Source organism: Nonomuraea sp. NPDC050536, assembly GCF_044457685.1.
In the GTDB taxonomy this organism is placed as follows: domain Bacteria; phylum Actinomycetota; class Actinomycetes; order Streptosporangiales; family Streptosporangiaceae; genus Nonomuraea.
Window position 1 is genome coordinate 807,017 of record NZ_JBITHD010000001.1, and the last position, 18,445, is coordinate 825,461.

Below are 18,445 nucleotides of genomic sequence, written 5' to 3' on the forward strand. Positions count from 1 at the left end.
CTCACCTCACGAGGGGAAGGAGATCTGCCAGCGGCCCTGGGGGACGCGCTGCCCCTTGTTCGGCCACGAGATGACGTGCCGCCGGTTGGTGTCGAGGAACGAGGGCTCGCCGACGAAGGCGAACTCGTTCTCCGTCACGTTGAGCAGGTCGAACTGCAGCGCTCCTGCCACCAGCTTGACCAGCAGCGCCAGCTCCCGCTCCGTCACCACCGTCGAGCCGATCCTGAGCGAGGTGACGTTGGCCTCTCCGGCGAAGATGTTGATGAAGCGGTCGGTGAGCAGGTCACCGTGCTTGAACATGATCCCTTCCGGCCGCGCCTCGATCCGGTGCCAGAACTTCTGGCCGTGGTGGAAGCGGATGCTGGGATAGGTGACGGGATCGCCCGTGGTGGTGTCCTGGAACAGCTCCAGGAACAGCTGCTTCCCGCCGCCCCCGAGCGTGGCCTCGCGGCGCAGCTGCAGGTGGGCGGTCGGCGCGCTGACCGTCAGGCGGGCGTCGGTCTTCTGCGAGCCGATGCACACCGACTGGTCGGCGAACAGCAGCGGCGACCGCTCCGCGACCACGCGCAGCGACCCGTCCTGGTAGCCGGGCACGTCCTGGTAGGCGATGTCGATGGCGGCGTGCCCGGGCGCGGGCAGCCCCACCAGCCGGGACAGCAGCAGCGTGAAGGAGCCGTCGGCGGCGATGGAGCCGTCGGACGACTTGAGCGTCCACACCTTGCGCGCGCCGAGGTCGGCCGGCGGGGTGGCCCCGATCGTGCCGGTGACCTTGTCGGTAGACTCCACGGCCAGCTGCGCCACGCCCGTCTTGCCCGCGTCGCTGAGCGCCCACGGCCGCGACTCGTTGGCCAGTTGCGTCTCGTACGACACGGTGAACGTCGCGCCCTTGAGGGAGATGGGCTTGTCGCGGGAGGAGTTGGCGATCCTGATCCGCAGCTTCCCCTCGGTGGCGCCGTCGTTGATCACCCGCTCGCCGCCGACGAACGTGGCCACCAGCGGGATGTCCTTGCGTCCCCGGTGGTTGACGACGTCGAGGAACTGCAGGCGGTTGCCGGTCAGCTCGGCGGGCTGGCCGGCCTGCCGTACACCCCGGTAGGTCAGCTCGACCCGGGTGCCGCGGGTGCCCGAGCTGCCGTCGGCGTTCATCCCGGTCAGCGGCAGGTCGACGGACTGGCCGCGGGGGATGCGGGTGAGCGCTGTCGCGGTGAGGTAGATCGTGCTGCCGTCGAGCGAGCGCTGCAGCGCCCAGCCGGCGGCGGTGGTCTTCACCGTCATCGCGGGCGCGAGCGTGCCCGGGCGGAACCGGAGCGCGAAGTGGTGGTTGTTCTCCGCCGGGGTGCCGGTGAGCGGGCCGAACTCGACGTCCTCGCGCGAGCTGTTGGTCAGGCGCAGGTTCATCGGCTGACCGGCCGGGTCGTCGGTGATGTAGAGGACGGCGCTCTGGTCGGGGTTCCAGAGGTTGAAGTCGATCGGGTGGCTGCGCACGAACGCGGCCAGCGCCGCCTCGTCGTCGGCCATGTCGCGGGCCACCTCGGCGGCGGTGAGAGCGCCGCTGTAGAGGCGCACGTGCGCCAGCCGCCCGGCGAAGAACCCGGCCACCCCGTCGGTCCCGGCGAACAGCGGCGCCTCCCGGGCGTCCCTGGGCCTGATGGTCGTGTAGGTGCCCGCGTCCACCCCGTCCACGTACGCCCTGGCCGTCCCGCCGTCGAAGGTGACGGCCACGTGCTGCCACGCGCCGAACTTGACCGGGACCTTCAGCACGTGCCCGTCGTCGGGCGCGCCGAGCGTGCTGAAGCGGTGCTCGAAGCTGCTGCCGTTGATGATCAAGCGGAACTGCCGCGTCGGCATCCCCGTCACACCGACGTTCTGTACGGCCTGCCGATCGGGCAGCACCCAGGCTTCCAGCGTGTAGGCGGGCAGCCGCAGCTGCGGGGTCGTCGGCGAGCCCACCATGTCGTACTTGCCGTCGAAGGCCAGGCAGCTGCCGAACCGCTCGTCGGGCAGGTTGTCCGGCGACCCGTTCGCCATGCCGTTGAGGTGGTTGGGCGAGGAGTCGACGGCCTGCACCCGGTCGCCGAGCGCGTCCAGTGCCCAGTGGAGGACCAACGTCGCGGTCATGCGGGCTTCCCCTCCAGCACCAGGGCGGACTCCGCCTGCCCGTGGATCTCGGCGATCAGCCGGTAGACCCGCGCGTAGGGCAGCTCGCCGAGCGCCTCGAGCACGAGGTTGGTGTCGTCGATCGACAGGGACAACGTGATCTGCATCAGGGCGCTCCTGGTGAGGTGGGGCGGATCGCGAGCCAGCCCTCTTGGGCGAACAGGATGTCGGGGGTCTGCTCGACGCCGGGTCCCGCCTCGACCGGCGCGCGCGTCCAGGCGTCACCGTCACGGGCCACCCAGAACCACGCGTAGCCGGGCTCGGCGGGCAGCGGCAGCGCGGGCGTGCCAGGCCCGGCGAGCACCGGCCCGGTGAAGAAGTCGATCTCCATGCCGTTCAGCGCGTCCTGGTAGTGCTCCGCCGGGATGCGCAGCGACTTGCCCGGCAGCACGCCCGAGGTCACGTGCGCCGGGCAGCGCGGGTCGAGCAGCAGGGTGAGCCGGGTGGGCGGCATGAACGGCGCCTGCTCCAGCACCGAGGTGGCGTCCCTGAACTCCTCCTCGCCCGCCACCCAGTAGCCGATGACGCCGTCGCCCAGCCGGAGCGGATCGCCGACCCGCAGCGGGAAGCGCACCAGCGGGAAGTCGTCGTCCTCCCTGCTGGAGCGGCGCAGGTCCTGGCGGAAGACGTTCCAGTCCTGGTGCAGCGCGGGCGGCCCCATCAGGTCCAGGCTGATCTCCACCCGGGCGACCGCGATCGGGCGGCCGGCCAGTGGCGCCATCCCGGTGTGTCTGGCGGCCTCCTCCGGCTCGATCAGGTCGAGCAGGTCCTCCAGCCGGGCGCCGAACTCGGTGAGCCCGTCGGCGCCCATCGCCCGCAGCCGGTCGACGACCTCCCGCAGGTGGGCGTTGGCGATCTCGCCGGTGGCGCCAGGAGCCGGGTCCCAGCGGCCGAGCGCGGTGAGCGTGCCGATCCCGCTGCCGTCCGCGGCGTACACGGCCAGGCCGCCGTCGAGGTGGTCGGGCAGCAGCCACCCGCACACCGGGGAGCTGTCGGGCAGGTTGTTCATCTCGGCCAGTTCGTGCTCGCCGTCCAGCCACCTGGCCGTCATCCTGGCAGGCTGGGCCAGCCGGGGCGGCATCGCCACCCAGTCGGCGCGGCCGGGGACGCGCAGCTGCGTGGTGGTGGCGATGCGGCTGACATCGACGTCCAGGCTCACGCCGAAGTTGTCGACGATGCGCAGCTGCAGCAGCCGCATCGCGCCGGCCCTGATCGGGTTGAAGTCGCTGAGCGGGACAGGGGCGTGCGTGCTGTCGCTGCCGACCGCCGCCGCGACGTCGGCCGCGAGCTGCTGGTAGGGCGGGAATCCGAGCGGGTCGGCGATCGGCAGTTGCCGCACCAGCCGCCGCATCAGCAGCGCCTCGGTGAAGCCGCCGAGCGCCTGGGCCAGGTTGGACGCCTCGTGCTCGCGCAGGTGGCGGTAGACCGCGATCAGCATCTGGATCGCCGCGTCGGTGCCGTGCGTGCCGTACCAGGTCAGGACCGGCTCCGGGTCCTTGGCGAAGCCGTCGGCGGACAGCGGCGGCGTGCGTCCCGCGTTGTAGGCGGGCAGGATCGCGCCCGTCAGGTAGCCGAGCACGCGCGCGGCCAGCAGCGGGCGGGCGGCGGGGGACAGGACCGTGCGGCCGGCGTACAGGTTGGCGGCCTTGTCCGGGATGTCGCGCCCGGGGCGCACCACCAGGTCCGCCTCGCCGCCCGGCAGGTCATAGTTGTCCGTCACGTAGCTCGTCCGGTAGCGGCGGTCTGCCGGGTCGAGGTTGTTGCCGCCAGCGGCCGGGAAGAACTCGACCTCCCACAGCAGCAGCACCGGATGCCACGGCGGGTTCCGCCAGACCGTCCTGGACGACGGCGGCGCCGCCGCGTTGACGGCCATCCGCAGGTCCCTGACGGCCTGCGCCGTCAGCGCGGTGTCGGGGGCGGCCGGGGCGACCCCGCAGAGCAGGAGCCCCTGCGGGTGGTCGGCGCCGTCCTGGCCGTTGCGGTCGCCGGGCGTGGCGGCCGACCCCGTCAGCAGCACCACCGGCTCGTTCGGCAGGAAGTACGGCGGCGCGGGCGTCTCCTGAGGCACGAACGCGCTTCCCGCGGCCAGCGCCGTGGTGTTCAGCCCTGCGAGCGCCGCGTCCAGGTCCGCCCGGGCCGCGGCCAGCCGCCTGCCGAGCTCGCCCGCGCGCTCGCCCTCCCTGGACAGGCGGGTGACCTGGCGGCGCAGGAAGAAGGCCACCTCGTCGGGGTCGGGGTAGCTCTCCCTGACCGTCTCCGGAGGGTAGGCGCACAGCAGGTAGCGGTACCAGTCGGTGAACAGCCGCTCCCGCAGCCCCGCCAGCAGCCAGGACGTCGCGTCCACGTCCGATTGCGCCCGGTTGAGCAGGTTCAGCAGGTCGGAGACCGCCTCGGGCACCACCAGCCGCTCGCGCTCCTGCTTCTGCTCGGGCGGGGGCGCGGGTCCGTCCTGGCGGCGCAGCGTCCACAGCGTGCCCGAGGCCACCGTGCGGAAGGCGGCCGCGTGCCGCCGCTCGGCCAGCTTGCGCCCCAGGTCCAGCGGGCCGCCCTCGACGTCGTCGGCGAACGCGAGCGCTTCGAGCAGGTTCTCGGCCTGGTCGGGTTCGACGCCTGGCAGCACCTCGCCCAGGTGCGCTGCCAGCGCCTCGGTCGCCGTCGTGCCCACGTACACGCCCGTCTCGCCGTCCAGCAGCGGGTTGGCGGGCAGGGGAGAGGGCGCGAAGTCCACCCGCGCGAAGCAGACCGTGCGCCCGGCCTTCTGCGCACTTTTTGGCACGCTCCAGGAGAGGTCGCGCTCCAGGACGTCGGGGGTCAGCCCGGCCCCGGGATCGTCCTCGGCGTCGGTGAACCAGCCCATCACGTCATACGACACCCCCGGCTGCGGCACCCCGGCGACCTCGGGGTCGTGCAGGCCGAACACGCTGTGGCAGTTGGGGTAGAAGGCGGCGAACGTCGGCTCGCCGTAACCGACGGCCGTCAGCCTGTCCAGCTTCCCGCCGCCCGGCGCGGGCCACGCGGACAGCGGCAGTTTGCGGCCCAGCCTCCTGAACGGCACCTGCCCCGTCGCCGGGTAGGCGACGGCCGGGTCGTCCGCGCCCGGCGCCGACAGGTAGTCGCTCTCCACCACCCACTGCCGCTCGACCATTCCGGCCCTGGTACGCGTCACGAGCCACCGGTTCGGCACCGCCGGCGCCCGCGTCTCGCCGTCCACCTGCACCAGCCGGGTCAGCGCGTCCGGCAGCGACCAGTGCAGGTGCACCCCCGCCCGCAGCCGCAGCGTCTCGTCCTGGAACGGCACCGGCAGCATGATCTCGCTGACGTACGGCTGGCCGGCCCCCCGATCCCGGCTGTCACGATCCACGTACGGCAGGCGGGTGAAGTCCGCGCTGGGACCGGTCACATCGCGATCCTCGGTCAGGCACAGCGCGTCCACGTGCACGGGAACCACGAGCACAGCACTCATCAGGAGCTCTCTCCGCGATCCGGGATCCCCAACGTAACCGCGCGCCTGACCGCTGGCCAGGTCCGGATCCGGACACCTCCGGCGTTGACACCCCCACCCGCCCAGAGTTACGGTCTGGACCGTTAACTCGCCAGGCTGTGGAGGAGGGGTGACGGGTGCTAGAGCGTGAGCCGGTAGAGCGTGAGCGGGCGGCCGCTGGAGCCGCTCGTCAGGTTCCCCGTGCGCTCGGCCAGCCCTGCCAGCTCCAGCCGGTGCAGCATCCTGCGCGCCGTACGCTGCTGGACGGCGAGCCGTTCGGCGATCTCGCGGGTGGTCAGCGGCTCGTCGCCGACGGCGGCGCGCGCCTCGAGCAGCTTCTCCAGCGTCGGCACCGACAGACCGACGCGGCGGGCCAGCACCGACAGGTTCTGCTCCCCGGTGGGCATGGTCGACACCGACTCCAGGACGATGTCGGTGTCGGCGCGCAGCGACAGCACCGCCGCGACGTCGCCGATGCGCCGCGCCCTGGCCAGCGCGCGCCGCGCCAGGCTCTCGGCCTCCGCGGCGCTGCGCCCGAGCCCGAAGCCCACCCGCACGTGCGGGTTGTGCCCGGCCAGCCGGGCCAGCATCGGCAACCCGGTGAAACCGCCAGTGGCGTCGTGCAGCGGGCCACGGGTGGTGACCAGCAGGTGGGTGCCGCCGCGGAAGGCCGCCAGGGTGCCGCCGAGCGCGGTCGCCTCGCGCAGCAGCCCCTCGTCGGAGTCCACCTCGATCAGCCCGAGCGCGATCTGCGCGTCCTCCTGCGCCTGTCCTTCGGCTGTCAGCAGCAGCTGCCGCAGCGCCACCCGCACCGAGTGCACCGACGGAACCAGTCGCATGACCTGCATCTCGTCGCGCAGCGCCTCGTGCACCGAGCTCAGGCAGGTGATCACCGGATGAGCGGGGCCGCGGCGGTGGAAGGCGACGGCCTTCTCGGAGGTCATCCCGGCCCGGTAGGGCAAGGTGCGCAGGTCGCCGGAAGGCAGCCCGGCCTCGGCGAAGGTGATGCCCACGTCCGCGGCCGACAGCGTGTCGATCGACAGCCGGGTGACGTCGTGGCCGGAGTGCTGCAGCCGTACCAGCGCGCTGAGCAGCGTCGCGCCCGAGTAGTCGACGAAGGAGGCCGGCCGGGTCAGAGCCTCGGCGTCGCGCGCCAGCATGTAGGGCACGATGCCGGTGAACAGCCAGCCCTCCACGGCCTGCGCGTGCGCCTCGACGATCGCCGGGGCCTGCGACTCGTGGTCGTAGTCCAGCCGCAGCGTGCTCACGCCGGGCTGCTCCTCGCAGGTGGCGGCCACGTCGTCGACCAGATCGTGCGGCCCGACGACCCCGATGACGATACCCACCCAGCCTCCTAATACGGTCAAGACCGAAAGGTTAACTCGTGATCCCGAAATTCCCAAGCATGGCCGAGCCCGACGGCCGAACCCTCGGGGACGAGGAGGTCGCCGCGGCGGAGCGGGTGATCCGCTCCGGCATGCTGAGCTCGGTCTGGGGGACCGAGGCCCGCGCACTCGAGCGCGAGGTCGCCGCCATGTACGGCGCCCGCCACGCGATCTCCTGCAGCTCCGGCACGGCGGCGCTCCACCTGGCGGTCGTCGCGGCGGCGCCCGACCCGGGGGACGAGATCATCACCACGCCGATCACGGACTTCGGGACCGTGGCCCCCATCTTGGCGCAGAACGCGGTCCCTGTCTTCGCCGACGTGGACCCCTCCGACGGCAATCTCGATCCAGGGGCCGTCGAGAAGCTGATCGGCCCCAGAACCCGGGCGATCATGGCGGTCCACCTCTTCGGCGCCCCCGCAAGGGTCGGCGCGCTGAAAGAGCTGGCCGACGAGCACGGCCTGACCCTCATCGAGGACTGCGCCCAGGCCTGGCTCGCCGAGCTGCCGGGCGGCGGCTACGCGGGCACCGCCGGCCACGTCGGCACGCTCAGCCTGCAGCAGTGGAAGCACATCACCTGCGGCGACGGCGGCCTGACCATCACCGATGACGACGCGATGGCCAGGGCGATGCGCCTGTTCGCCGACAAGGGCTGGGATCGCGCCGCCGGCCGCTCGCATGCCGGCTTCGGCCTCAACTACCGCATGACCGAGCTGCAGGCCGCGGTCGCCCGCGCCCAGCTGGCCAAGCTGCCCGGCGTGGTCGCCTCCCGCCGCGGCACCGCCGTACAGCTCATGGAAGCGCTCAAGGGCCTCGATGGAGTACGGCTGCCGCGGCCCGAGGGGCACGCGTGGTGGCTGTTCCCGCTCGTGCTGCCCGGCGGCGGCGCGCCCGAGGTGGCCGCCGAGCTGCGGCGGGCCGGAATCCCCGCGCGGGCCGGGTATCTGAACGAGCCGCTGAACCGCGCGCCGATCTGGGACGGGCCGATTTACGGCCGCTCGCCCTACCCGCTGACCGGGCCGATGCCGGCCTGCCCGCAGGCCGAGCGGATGGTGGCGGAAACGCTGCTGGTCATCGACTGGAACGAGCACTACACCGCCGAGCACGTGGCGGCCGTCGTTACGGTCCTGTATCAGGCATTGACCCCTCCTCCGTCGGCTCGCTAGGTTTCGGTCTAGACCGGTATTAAACGGAAAGGAAGAGCCGATGAGGAAGATCCTCGCGGCCGCCCTGCTGTTAGCACTGGCAGGCTGCGGATCCAGTGGTTCCGGCGATTCGAGCGGCAAGAAGACCGTGACCATGTGGATGTACCCGGTCATCGACGACCAGGCCAAGAGCAAGGCGTTCTGGACCAAGGTCGAGAAGGACTTCGAGGCCAAGAACCCCACGATCGACGTCAAGGTCGACCTGCAGCCCTGGGAGGGCAGGCAGGAGAAGGTCACCACGTCGCTGGCCTCGAAGAAGGGCTTCGACATCGTCCTGCTCGGCCCGGACCAGATCCCGCAGTACGCCAAGCAGGGCACGATCTCCCCGGTCGACGACGTGGTGGCGCCCGACAAGGCCGCCTTCCGCCCCGGCGCGCTGACCGCGCTGACGACCGACGGCAAGCTGTTCGGCGTGCCGATCTACCAGACGGTCACTGCCCCGATCTTCAACAAGAAGGCCTTCGCCGAGGCCGGCATCACCAAGCTGCCCGAGACCTACGACGAGCTGAAGGCGGACGCGCCCAAACTGGCCGCCAAGAAGATCGCCATCCTGATGTACCCGGGCGGCCCGGAGACGACGCTGAACCTCAGCTTCTACCCGATCCTGTGGTCCAACGGCGGCTCGGTCTTCGCCCCCGACGGCAAGAGCGTGGCCTTCAACGGCCCGGAAGGCGTGCAGTCGCTGCAGTACCTGCTCGACCTGAAGGCGGCCGGCGGGCTGCCGGAGAACGCGGCCACCCTGGACAAGACCGAGGGCGGCCCGATGGAGCAGGGCAAGGCCGGCATCCTGAACGCGGCGGCCAACATCGACGCCGTCAAGCTGGGCGCCGCCATCGGCGCCGAGAACGTGGCCGTGGGCCTGCCGTTCAAGGGCGCCAAGCAGGTGACGTTCGGCATCCCCGGCGGCCTGCTGCTGGCCAAGCACGCCGAGAACGCCGAGAACGCCGACGCGGCCAAGAAGTTCATGCAGTACATCGCCTCCGCCCCCGTCGCGACCGACCTGGCCAAGGAGTCCGGCTACTTCCCCGCGCGCGCCGACGCCCAGGTGGACGAGGCGAGCCCCACGCTCAAGGAGTTCGCCAAGTCGCTGGAGTACGCCTACCCCGGTGACGCCCACCCCGCCGCCCGCCAGGTGATGGCGCTGCTGGTGCCGGAGATCCAGGCCGCGCTGCAGGGCAAGAAGACGGCCAAGCAGGCGCTCGACGACGCGGCTAAGGCGGCCAACGCCGTGGTGTCCGGCGGCGGATGATGCGTCACCGCCTGCGGGACCCGGTCACCGGCCTGCTGTTCGTGCTGCCGATGCTGGTCCTGTTCGTGATCTTCAGGTTCGTGCCCGCCCTCGGGGCGGCGGGCATGAGCCTCACGGACTACCAGATCAGCGGCGAGTGGACGTTCACCGGCGTCGACAACTACGCCAAGCTGCTTGACGATCCGATCTTCCTGAGCAGCCTACGGGTGACGCTGGTGTACGTGGCGATCTACGTCCCGCTCACCGTGATGATCGCGCTGGGCACGGCGCTGCTGCTGAACGCGGTGGTGTTCCTGCGCGGGCTGTTCCGGGGCATGCTGTTCCTGCCCTACGTGACCAGCTTCGTGTTCGCCGGAGTGATCTGGAAGTGGGCCTATGACTTCGACGGGCTGATCAACGGGCTGCTGGCCCACCTGGATCTCGGGCCCGTCGGGTTCCTGGAGGACACCTCGCTGGTGCTGCCGTCGCTGGCGCTGGTGCAGACGTGGAAGGGCTTCGGATACTCGATGCTGATCCTGCTGGCCGGGCTGAAGTCGATCCCCCCGTCCTACCTGGAGGCGGCCCGGGTGGACGGGGCCAACGCCTGGCAGCGCTTCCGCTCGGTCACCCTGCCGCTGCTGCGGCCCGCGCTGTTCTTCGTGCTGGTCATCGAGACGATAGGGGCCTTCCAGACCTTCGACTCGATCTACGTGATGACCGGGGGAGGGCCGACCAGGGCCAGCTACAACCTCGTGTACGCGCTGTACGACCAGGGCTTCAAGTTCTTCAACCTGGGCTACGCCGCCACGATCGGTATCGTGCTGTTCCTGCTGGTGTTCGTGGTGTCGATGATCCAGCGCCGCTTCCTGGATCGGAGCACGTCATGACGCTCACCGCCACCCGGCCGGTCACGCGGGCGGCGCGGGGGCGGGCGCGGTCGCGCCGTACCGGCCGCACCTGGCCGATGACCTTGCTGCTCGGGCTGGTGTCGGTGCTGACGGTCAGCCCGTTCCTGGTGACGCTGGTGGTGGCGCTGTCGCCGCCGCGCAAGCCGACCGTGCCGCACCAGTGGCCCGCGCAGCTCACGTTCGACAACTTCGCGCAGACGCTGTCGGCGGCCGGGTTCCTCGGGTGGACGCTGAACTCGCTGGTCTACGCCGGGGTCTCGGTGGTGATCATCCTGCTCACCGCGTCGATGGCGGGGTACGCCTTCGCCAAGAAGCGCTTCCCCGGGCGCGACGCGCTCATGTGGGCGTTCCTGGCCACCGTCATGGTGCCCTTCCAGGCCATGCTCATCCCGCTGTTCGTCCTGGTGTCGGACATCAACGGGGTCGACACGTTCTGGGGGATGATCGTGCCGACGCTGGCCAACTCGCAGGCGGTGTTCCTGATGCGGCAGTTCATCAGGGACCTCCCGGACGAGCTGTTCGAGGCGGCCAAGGTCGACGGGGCCTCCGAATGGCGCATCTACTGGCAGATCGTGATCCCGCTCACCAAGCCGATCCTGGCCACGCTGGGCGTCTTCGTGTTCCTGTGGCACTGGAACGACTTCCTGTGGCCGCTGGTGATCGCGCAGAGCGACGAGCTGCGGACGCTCACGGTGGGCCTGACCACGCTGAAGGGCGCCGAGCACCCGATGTCGCTGGTGATGGCCTCGGCGGCCATCTCGGTCGTGCCGTGCCTGCTGGTGTTCGCGCTCCTGCAGCGCTACCTGGTCAACAGCATCGCGATGACGGGACTGAAATGATCGCCGTGGACCTGTCCGCCGAGCTGCGGGAGATGTTCCTGCCCGCGCCGCTGTGGGCGCGGCTGGAGTCGCTCGACGAGGTCGTCCGCGGGCTGCGCGACGCCGAGGTGCTGGTCACCGGGTGGGGCGCGCCCCGCCTCGACGCGGCGCTGCTGGCGGACCTGCCCGGGCTGCGGCTGGTCGCCCACACCGGGGCGGCCGTCGGCTTCCTGGTCTCCGGCGAGCTGTTCGCCCGGGGGATCAGGGTCACTCAGACGGGCGCCGCGATGGCGCCGGCCGTCGCCGAGGCCGCGCTGACGTTCACGCTGTCGCTGCTGCACCAGACGCACCGCTTCTCCCTGGGCCTGCACGACGGCCAGGACTGGCACGGGCTGATCGCGGCCGCCCCGCCGCGCGCCGAGCTGCGCGGCTGCGTGGTCGGCGTGGTCGGCGCCTCCCGCACCGGCCGCGCCTACCTGCAGCTGCTGCGCGCGCTCGGCGCCGTCCCGCTGCTGTCGGACCCGCTCATCTCGTACGGCGAGGCCGAAGCGCTGGGCGCCTCCCTCGTCCCGCTGGACGAGCTCCTGGCACGCAGCCGGGTCGTGGCCCTGCACGCGCCCGCGATCCCCGCCACCCGGCACCTGCTCGGAAGGCGGGAACTGGCGCTGATGGCCGACGGCGCCGCCCTGGTGAACACGGCCCGCTCGTGGCTGGTCGACTCCGACGCCCTGCTCGACGAGCTCACCTCCGGGCGGCTGGACGCGGCGCTGGACGTCTTCGACGAGGAGCCGCTGCCCGCGGAAAGCCCGCTGCGCGGCCTGCCCAACGTGCTGCTCACTCCCCACCAGGCGGCAGGCACCATGCAGGCCCGCCGACGCCAGGGAGAGCTGGTGATCGAGGAGATCGCCCGCTTCCTGCGGGGTGAACCCCTGCGGCACGAGATCACCGAGGATGCCCTGCGCTGGACCGCGTAGGGTGTTGCCCCATGGATTCGCGCGCTGAAGACCTGCGTGACTCGCTGCGCGGCGCCCTGGTCGCCGCCGCGGCCACCCCCATGACGGTCTCGGGGGAGGTGTCCATGGACGTGGCCGCCCGCTACTACACGGGCCTGCTGTCCGACGGCGCCGACGCCCTGGCGGTGCTGGCCCACACGGGCCGCGGGCCGTACCTGCGGCCGGACGTGCGTGCCGGGCTGATCGAGCGGGCGGTGGCCCTGGGCGCCCCCGTCCTGGTCGGCGTGGACGGCCCCGCCCAGGCCCGGGCCGCCAAAGATCTCGGCGCGCACGGCGTCCTGGTCTTCCCCACCTCCGGCGACCGCTTGGCCGTGCACGAGGCGATCTGGCAGGAGACGCGCCTGCCGATGATCGCCTTCGACCTGTACACCCGGCCATGCCCGCCCGCCACGCTGCGCGAGCTGGCGGCACACCCCGGCGTGGCCGGCGTCAAGGCGGCACTGCTGTCGGACGCGATGGCCTGCCAGCAGACCATCGCGATCACCCGGGCGGCGGGCCGCCTGGCGATCACCGGCGAGGACCGCATGTTCGCCGCGTCCCTGCTGTGGGGCTGCGAGTCGGCCCTGGTCGGCCTGGCGGCCGCGCAGGTCCCGGTCACGGCGGAGGTCATGCGCGCCTACGCCGCCAACGACCTGCGCGCCTTCGAGAAGGCGGCGGCCCGGCTTGACGCCCTGGCCGCCACCACGTTCATCGAGCCCATGGAGGGCTACGTCCAGCGGATGCTGACGCTCGCCGCCGAAGAGGGCCGCATCCCCGCGACGCACGCCCACGACCCGCACTGCCCGCCGCTCACCCAGCCGGATTGATGGCGACGCGGACCAGGTTGCGGGCCCGCACGGCGTACAGGAACCGGCGGGACGGGTCGAGGGCGAGCTTGGGCTCGCCGCCGAACCACTGGCCCGCCAGGCCCTCGACGATCGTCTCGGCGGTGAAGGTCTCGAGGTCGAGCTTGTAGATCCGGTCACCGTCGCCGCAGTACGCCACCCGGCCGACGACGAAGATCTCGCCGCCCTTGGCGCCCACCTTGAGCGTCCTGGTCACCTGCCGCCGGACGGGGTCGAACTCGAAGACGTCGCCGGTGCTGGCCATGCCGTACAGGAGCGTGTGGCCGAGGCTGAGCGAGGAGATGTAGCGCGCGCCCGGGACGGGCTCGACCTGCCACAGGAGCCTGCGCGCCACCAGGTCGAAGGCCGCCAGGCGGGCGGTCGTGGTGACGGGCGGCAGGCCGAGGCCCTCCTGGATGAGGGTGCCCAGGTAGGCGGTGCCGTGGCGGGTGACGACCGTGTAGACCGTCTGGCGTTCGACGGCCGGGCGGTAGGTCTCGTAGGTGCCGCGGCGCGGCGAGTACAGCGACAGGGCGCCGTTGATGTGGCCGGGCTCCGGCTGGGTGGGCACGACGATCAGGCCGGTCCTGGCGTCGTAGGCCAGGTCGCGCGGGCGGTCCTGCTCGTTGCCCGTCCGCTTGATGAGCTTGGCGTCGGAGTCGCCGGGCTTGTGGGAGTAGAGGGCGGCCTGGGTGTAGACGCCGAGATACGTCAGGCCCTTCACGGTGACCATGGTCTTGGGCTCGCCGCCGATCGGCAGGCGGGTGACCTTCCCGGTGGCCAGGTCGTGGATGTCGGCGCCGCTCTTGCCGCCCACGTAGACGCGCTCGCCGTCGGAGTGCACCGACATCGGCTCCTCCGGCGTCGCCTTGAAGCCGCGCTGCACCAGGTTGCGGTACTCCAGCGTGCCGTCGTAGACGAACACCCCGTTGTCCTGCAGCCCGTACACCTTCCCGCCGTGCTCGAGCAGCCTGACCGTGGCGGCCTCGGGGAAGGGCACGCCCACCGCCTCCAGCCCGCTGCCGTCCAGCCGGCAGCGGTACAGCGTCCCGCTCGGCCGCCCGGCGAAGTACACCCACTCGCCGGCGATCAGCACCGACACGATGTACTTCTCGCCCGCCGCCGTCGCCTTCACGACCTTGTACGCCGACGGGTCCGCCTTGGGGAAGACGATCAGCTCGGCGAGGGAATTCATCCCGCCCGCCACGTGCGTGTCCGACACCGCCATGCTCGACACCCAGTCGCGGCCGGCCAGCTCGGCGGGCAGCAGGTCGCGCCTTTCGCCGGTGGCCCGGTCGATCGCGATCAGGTGGGCGTGCGTCCCGATCCCGGCATAGACATACTGCTCGTCGGCCTGTACGGCACGCACGTACGCCTCGCCGGGCGCGGGCTGCCCGAGGTCGCGGGTGGCCCCGGTGGCCGGGTCGTACTCCACCAGCCGCCCCGGCTCCGAGGTGCCCAGGTAGAGCTTGCCGTCGGGCGCGGCGGCCATCGTCCAGACGAAGTGGTCGGGCAGCGAGGCCAGCTTGGTGACCGTCCCCGCCACGGTGTCGATCCTGTAGAGGTCGGACGGCGAGTGCGTGCCCACGTAGACGTCGGTGCCGTGCTTGCACATCGCCCAGATGCCGATCCCGGTGGGGATGTCGAAGTGCCTGGTGACCCGGTCGGCGGCCAGGTCGTAGGCGCCGACCACGTTCGGCGACAGGCCGCGCGACCCGGCGTAGAGCACGTCGCCGACGAACTCGCCGTTGCCCAGCGGGCTGGCCACGCTGGCCGGCCCGAGATGCGTGAGCGTGCCCTCTGTCTCGGCGTGCGCTGTCCCGGCGTGCGCGGCCTCGGGGTGTACGGCGATGGCGGCGCTGGTGGCGGCGGCTAACTGCAGGAACCGGCGGCGGGGGATCATGGGGTCTCTCCTAACCCAGCGGGATGTCGAACAGGTCGGCGGCGTTGCGCCAGGCGATCAGCTCGGCGGTCTCGGGATCGAGGTCGGCGGCGGCCATCGCGCCGTAGGCCGAGGCGGGGTCGATGAGTGTCGAGTCGGTGCCGAACAGCAGCCGCCGCGGGTCCACCCCGGCCACCACCTCGGCGATCCGCCCGGCGGGCGCGTGCGAGTAGCACGGCTCCAGATACAGCCGGTCACAGCCGGAGGCCGCCTCGATCGCGTACCGATGCCCGTCGGCCCCCATGTGCCCGGCGATGACCCGCAACCCCGGCGTGTCCAGGCACACCTGCGCCAGGTCGAGCACCGACGCCCCCCACGTGTGCACCAGCGCCGGGCATCCCGCCTCGGCCACCAGCGCCAGCGCCTCGCGCAGCCGCGGGATCGGCGACCCCGTGTAGTCGGTGTGGATCTTGACGCCGACGAAGCGCCCGGTCGGCAGCAGCTCGCGCAGATCCCGCTCGCCCTCCGCCAGCCTGCGCGGATTGATCGTGACATATCCGTACAACCGCGCGGCGGTGGGCGTCGCCAGGAAGCCCGCCAGCGCCCGGTTCCCCGCGGGCGCGTCGTAGATGACCGCCTCGGTGGCCGACACGATCGACACGTCGATCCCGTAGCGGTCCATCGCGGCCAGGCTGAGCCCCGCCACGTCCATCGTGAAGAACCACGGTCCCCAGTGGGCGTGCACGTCGATGATCAAAGGAGCCTCCGCGCGTTCCCGCCCGCCACCGCGGCGATCTGGGCGGCGTCGAGCCCGCTGGTGGCCAGCCGCAGCAGCGGCACCACGGGCTCGCTGTACGGCGTGCGGGAGCCGTACAGCATCCGGTCGGCGCCCAGCGTGGCGGCGACCGTCTCCAGCGCGTCGGGCGAGTTGAGCAACCGGGTCGAGGTGTGGAAGCCGGGCTCGTCGGCGGCCGCGACCAGGAAGTCGCCCAGGTGGTAGAAGTGCGTGTCGAGGAAGACGACGCTGCCGCCCCACCCGGCGAACGGCTGCCAGAAGCGGCGCACGTCGCCCCCGGTGAGCACGGTGAGCCCCGCCTCGGCCGCCTTGCGCGCGACGTGCCGCACCGACGGGAAGCCCGCCTCCACGCCCTGCTCGTCGGGGAAGAGCCTGACGGCGCGCACTCCCGCTCCGGCCAGCCGTTCCAGCTCTCTTACGGACCCGAGCGGATCGCGCAGGTCCAGGGCGCCGACCGGGACGACGTCCGACAGTGTCAGGACCTCGTCGTTGCCTGAACGCATGTCGAACAGCGCTCCCCGCAGCGAGGCCACCGCGGCCGCGCGGATCCGGTGCTCGGCGAGGATCTTCGTGAAGGGCCCCGGTGGGGCGTCGCGATCGGGATACGCGCCCGCGAGCACGTCGACGTCCAGAGTCACCTCAAGATCGCCGATCAGCCGGTTCGCGTCGAACGTTGACGGGATCACGCTCGAAAGATTACGGTCTGGACCTAAATTGAGCAAGAGTGGACACCCCCGGAGGTGCGCCCGTGGTGAGACCCAGGCTGATGGCCTTGGCCGCACTGATCGTCGTCCTGGCAGGCGTCAGGCCCGCCCATGCCGCAGAACCCCAGCCCTGCGACACCCCCGCAGTCCAGAAGTACGGCGAGGCCTCCGTGACCGGGGCGATCGTGGGAGCCACCGTGGACGCCGGCCACGCCTACGTGGTCACCCGCGGACTCAAGCCCCCCGTCGTCGCCGACATCGACCTGGCCACGAACAAGATCGTCAGGAACACCCGCCTGCCCGACGACCCCATCGAGGGCGCCTGGGCCACCGCCATGTCAGGCGGCAAGCTCTACATCGGCACCTACCCCTCGCCCGACCTGTACAGCTACGACCCGCAGACCGGCGCGGTCGAGCACCTGCGCTCGCTGGGCAAGTACGGCGGCTTCGTCTGGAGCCTGGCCGCCGCCCCCGACGGCACCCTGTACGCCGGCACGTACCCCGACGGCCGGGTCTGGGAGTACGTCCCGTCCACCGGCGCGGTCAGGAACCTCGGCGTGCTGGCCGCGGGCGAGCGCTACGTCAGGGCCGTGGCCGCCGACGACACCAGCGTCTACGCCGGCCTGCTCGACAAGGGCAAGCTCATCGCCATCGACCGCAGGACCGGTGCCAAGCGCGAGCTCGCCCAGGGCCCCACCGGCATCGGCGTGGTCCAGGACTTCGGCGACCGGGTGCTGGCAGGCAGCGGCGACACCCTCATCGACGTGCGCAAGGACGGTACCGATGGCAAACGGGCGACGCTGGCGGGCAGCATCGACATGCTCACCGTCACCCCCGACGGCGCCGTCTACGCCACCAGCCGCCCCGACGGCGCGGTCTACCGCTACCAGAACGGCGCGCTGACCAAGGTCGCCGACCCGCCCTCGCCCGAGGACGAGACGCGCAGGATGGCACAGATCGACCAGAACACCCTCGTCGGCTTCTCCGGCAGCGGCGGCATGTGGCGCCTGGACCTGGCCACAGGACGTTCCGTCTTCACCGATCTGATCGAGGCCGGCCTGCAGAGCGGCTCCGAGCGCCCGCAGAGCATGCTGCTGGTCGACAACCGCGCCCTGTACGTGGGCGGCCACTTCGCCATGACGGTCCGCGACCTGCGCACCGGCGACAAGCGCCGCTTCCGCGTGCCGGGCGAGCCCAAGGACCTGGTCCGCCACGGCCACAAGATCTACGCCGCCATGTACCCCAGCGGCCAGATCATCTCCATCGACATCCGCACCGACCAGGTGGAGAGCCTCGGCTACCTGGGCCACGGCCAGCAGCGCCCGTGGGACATCGAGTACGACGAGCACACCGGCAGGCTCGTCGTGGCCAGCGCGCCGCTCGGCGCCAAGCTCGACGGCGCCCTGTCGGTGATCGACCCGCGGTCACACCGGATCGACGTCTACGAGGGCGTCATCCCCGGCGAGAGCCTGATGAGCCTCAGCGTCGGCGACGGCGGCATCGTCTACCTGGGCGGCGACGTCCGGGGCGGCGGCGGCAGCCCGCCGGTCAAGACCTCGGCCACCGTGGCGGCCTTCGACCTGAACACCCGCCAGGTGCTCTGGCAGGCCGATCCCGTGCCCGGCTACCAGACCTTCCAGGACATCAAGGTGCACGACGGGCTGCTCTACGGCGTCTACAAGCGCAACTCGGGCGCCTGGATCGCCCTCGACCTGGCCACCAGGCAGGTCGTCCACCAGGGCACGCTGTCCGGGTACGGCGAGCTGACCGTGCACCGCGGCCACGTCTTCGCCCAGACCTTCTTCGGCGGCGGCAACGCCTACGAGCTGGGCACCGAGGCCAAGCTGCTGGCCACCGGCCTGGGCGACGAGTGGTACACCAACCCACAACTGCACTTCGAGCCCGGCTCGTGGCGGGCGTGGACGCTGGTCGGCCGCGACCTGGCGCAGGTGCGGCTGGATCCAGGCTGCCCGCCCTTGACCGTCACTCAGGAAGCGAGTTAGGTTTCGGTCTGTGCCGAAACCTTGGGATGCCAATCGGTTGA

The 18,445-nt window shown here is 71.7% G+C and carries 14 protein-coding genes; 7 read left to right on the forward strand and 7 right to left on the reverse strand.

What is annotated here, in order from left to right:
* Positions 1 to 6: 6 nt before the first annotated feature.
* The 4 genes from ACIBHX_RS04105 to ACIBHX_RS04120 form a co-directional block, all read right to left on the reverse strand.
* Positions 7 to 2,118: a LamG domain-containing protein gene (locus ACIBHX_RS04105; RefSeq protein ID WP_397064004.1), complete on the reverse strand. Its 2,112-nt coding sequence runs from the start codon at positions 2,116 to 2,118 to the stop codon at positions 7 to 9.
* A complete protein-coding gene (locus tag ACIBHX_RS04110; protein ID WP_397064006.1) occupies positions 2,115 to 2,264 on the reverse strand; it encodes a hypothetical protein in 150 nt (49 codons plus the stop codon). Before ACIBHX_RS04110 ends, ACIBHX_RS04105 begins: the two co-directional genes overlap by 4 nt.
* Positions 2,264 to 5,620, reverse strand: coding sequence for a hypothetical protein (locus tag ACIBHX_RS04115; RefSeq protein ID WP_397064007.1), 3,357 nt, complete (start codon positions 5,618 to 5,620; stop codon positions 2,264 to 2,266). Before ACIBHX_RS04115 ends, ACIBHX_RS04110 begins: the two co-directional genes overlap by 1 nt.
* A 158-nt stretch (positions 5,621 to 5,778) precedes the next feature.
* On the reverse strand, positions 5,779 to 6,984 hold the full coding sequence (locus ACIBHX_RS04120; protein ID WP_397064008.1) for a hypothetical protein: 1,206 nt from the start codon (positions 6,982 to 6,984) through the stop codon (positions 5,779 to 5,781).
* 38 nt (positions 6,985 to 7,022) lie between these two features.
* Here ACIBHX_RS04120 and ACIBHX_RS04125 point away from each other — a divergent pair, with 38 nt between their 5' ends.
* From ACIBHX_RS04125 to ACIBHX_RS04150, 6 genes are read left to right on the forward strand one after another with little or no spacing between them, the layout of a single operon-like run.
* The gene (locus ACIBHX_RS04125; RefSeq protein ID WP_397064009.1) at positions 7,023 to 8,189 is read left to right on the forward strand and encodes a DegT/DnrJ/EryC1/StrS family aminotransferase; all 1,167 of its coding nucleotides are present in this window, start codon (positions 7,023 to 7,025) and stop codon (positions 8,187 to 8,189) included.
* A gap of 40 nt (positions 8,190 to 8,229) precedes the next feature.
* Positions 8,230 to 9,477, forward strand: a complete 1,248-nt coding sequence (locus ACIBHX_RS04130; RefSeq protein ID WP_397064011.1) for an extracellular solute-binding protein — start codon at positions 8,230 to 8,232, stop codon at positions 9,475 to 9,477.
* Complete coding sequence (locus ACIBHX_RS04135; RefSeq protein WP_397064013.1) at positions 9,474 to 10,343, forward strand: carbohydrate ABC transporter permease; 870 nt, start codon at positions 9,474 to 9,476, stop codon at positions 10,341 to 10,343. The genes ACIBHX_RS04130 and ACIBHX_RS04135 overlap by 4 nt, the downstream gene beginning before the upstream one ends.
* Positions 10,340 to 11,203, forward strand: coding sequence for a carbohydrate ABC transporter permease (locus tag ACIBHX_RS04140; protein ID WP_397064015.1), 864 nt, complete (start codon positions 10,340 to 10,342; stop codon positions 11,201 to 11,203). Before ACIBHX_RS04135 ends, ACIBHX_RS04140 begins: the two co-directional genes overlap by 4 nt.
* On the forward strand, positions 11,200 to 12,156 hold the full coding sequence (locus ACIBHX_RS04145; protein ID WP_397064016.1) for a hydroxyacid dehydrogenase: 957 nt from the start codon (positions 11,200 to 11,202) through the stop codon (positions 12,154 to 12,156). The genes ACIBHX_RS04140 and ACIBHX_RS04145 overlap by 4 nt, the downstream gene beginning before the upstream one ends.
* Positions 12,157 to 12,167: 11 nt before the next feature.
* Positions 12,168 to 13,001, forward strand: a complete 834-nt coding sequence (locus ACIBHX_RS04150) for a dihydrodipicolinate synthase family protein (RefSeq protein WP_397064018.1) — start codon at positions 12,168 to 12,170, stop codon at positions 12,999 to 13,001.
* On the opposite strand, the gene ACIBHX_RS04155 is transcribed toward ACIBHX_RS04150, so the two are convergent.
* Genes ACIBHX_RS04155 through ACIBHX_RS04165 form a run of 3 tightly spaced genes read right to left on the reverse strand, consistent with a single transcriptional unit; the run spans position 12,985 to position 16,383 of the window.
* Positions 12,985 to 14,922 (reverse strand): hypothetical protein, encoded by a 1,938-nt coding sequence (locus ACIBHX_RS04155; protein ID WP_397064019.1) that lies wholly within the window; start codon positions 14,920 to 14,922, stop codon positions 12,985 to 12,987. The genes ACIBHX_RS04150 and ACIBHX_RS04155 overlap by 17 nt on opposite strands.
* 10 nt (positions 14,923 to 14,932) lie before the next feature.
* Entirely contained in the window at positions 14,933 to 15,658 is a 726-nt protein-coding gene (locus ACIBHX_RS04160; RefSeq protein ID WP_397064020.1) for an amidohydrolase family protein, read from the reverse strand.
* Positions 15,655 to 16,383, reverse strand: a complete 729-nt coding sequence (locus ACIBHX_RS04165) for an amidohydrolase family protein (protein ID WP_397064021.1) — start codon at positions 16,381 to 16,383, stop codon at positions 15,655 to 15,657. The genes ACIBHX_RS04160 and ACIBHX_RS04165 overlap by 4 nt, the downstream gene beginning before the upstream one ends.
* Positions 16,384 to 16,445: 62 nt before the next feature.
* Between ACIBHX_RS04165 and ACIBHX_RS04170 the strand changes: the two genes are divergently transcribed.
* The gene (locus tag ACIBHX_RS04170; protein ID WP_397064023.1) at positions 16,446 to 18,404 is read left to right on the forward strand and encodes a hypothetical protein; all 1,959 of its coding nucleotides are present in this window, start codon (positions 16,446 to 16,448) and stop codon (positions 18,402 to 18,404) included.
* Positions 18,405 to 18,445 lie beyond the last annotated feature (41 nt).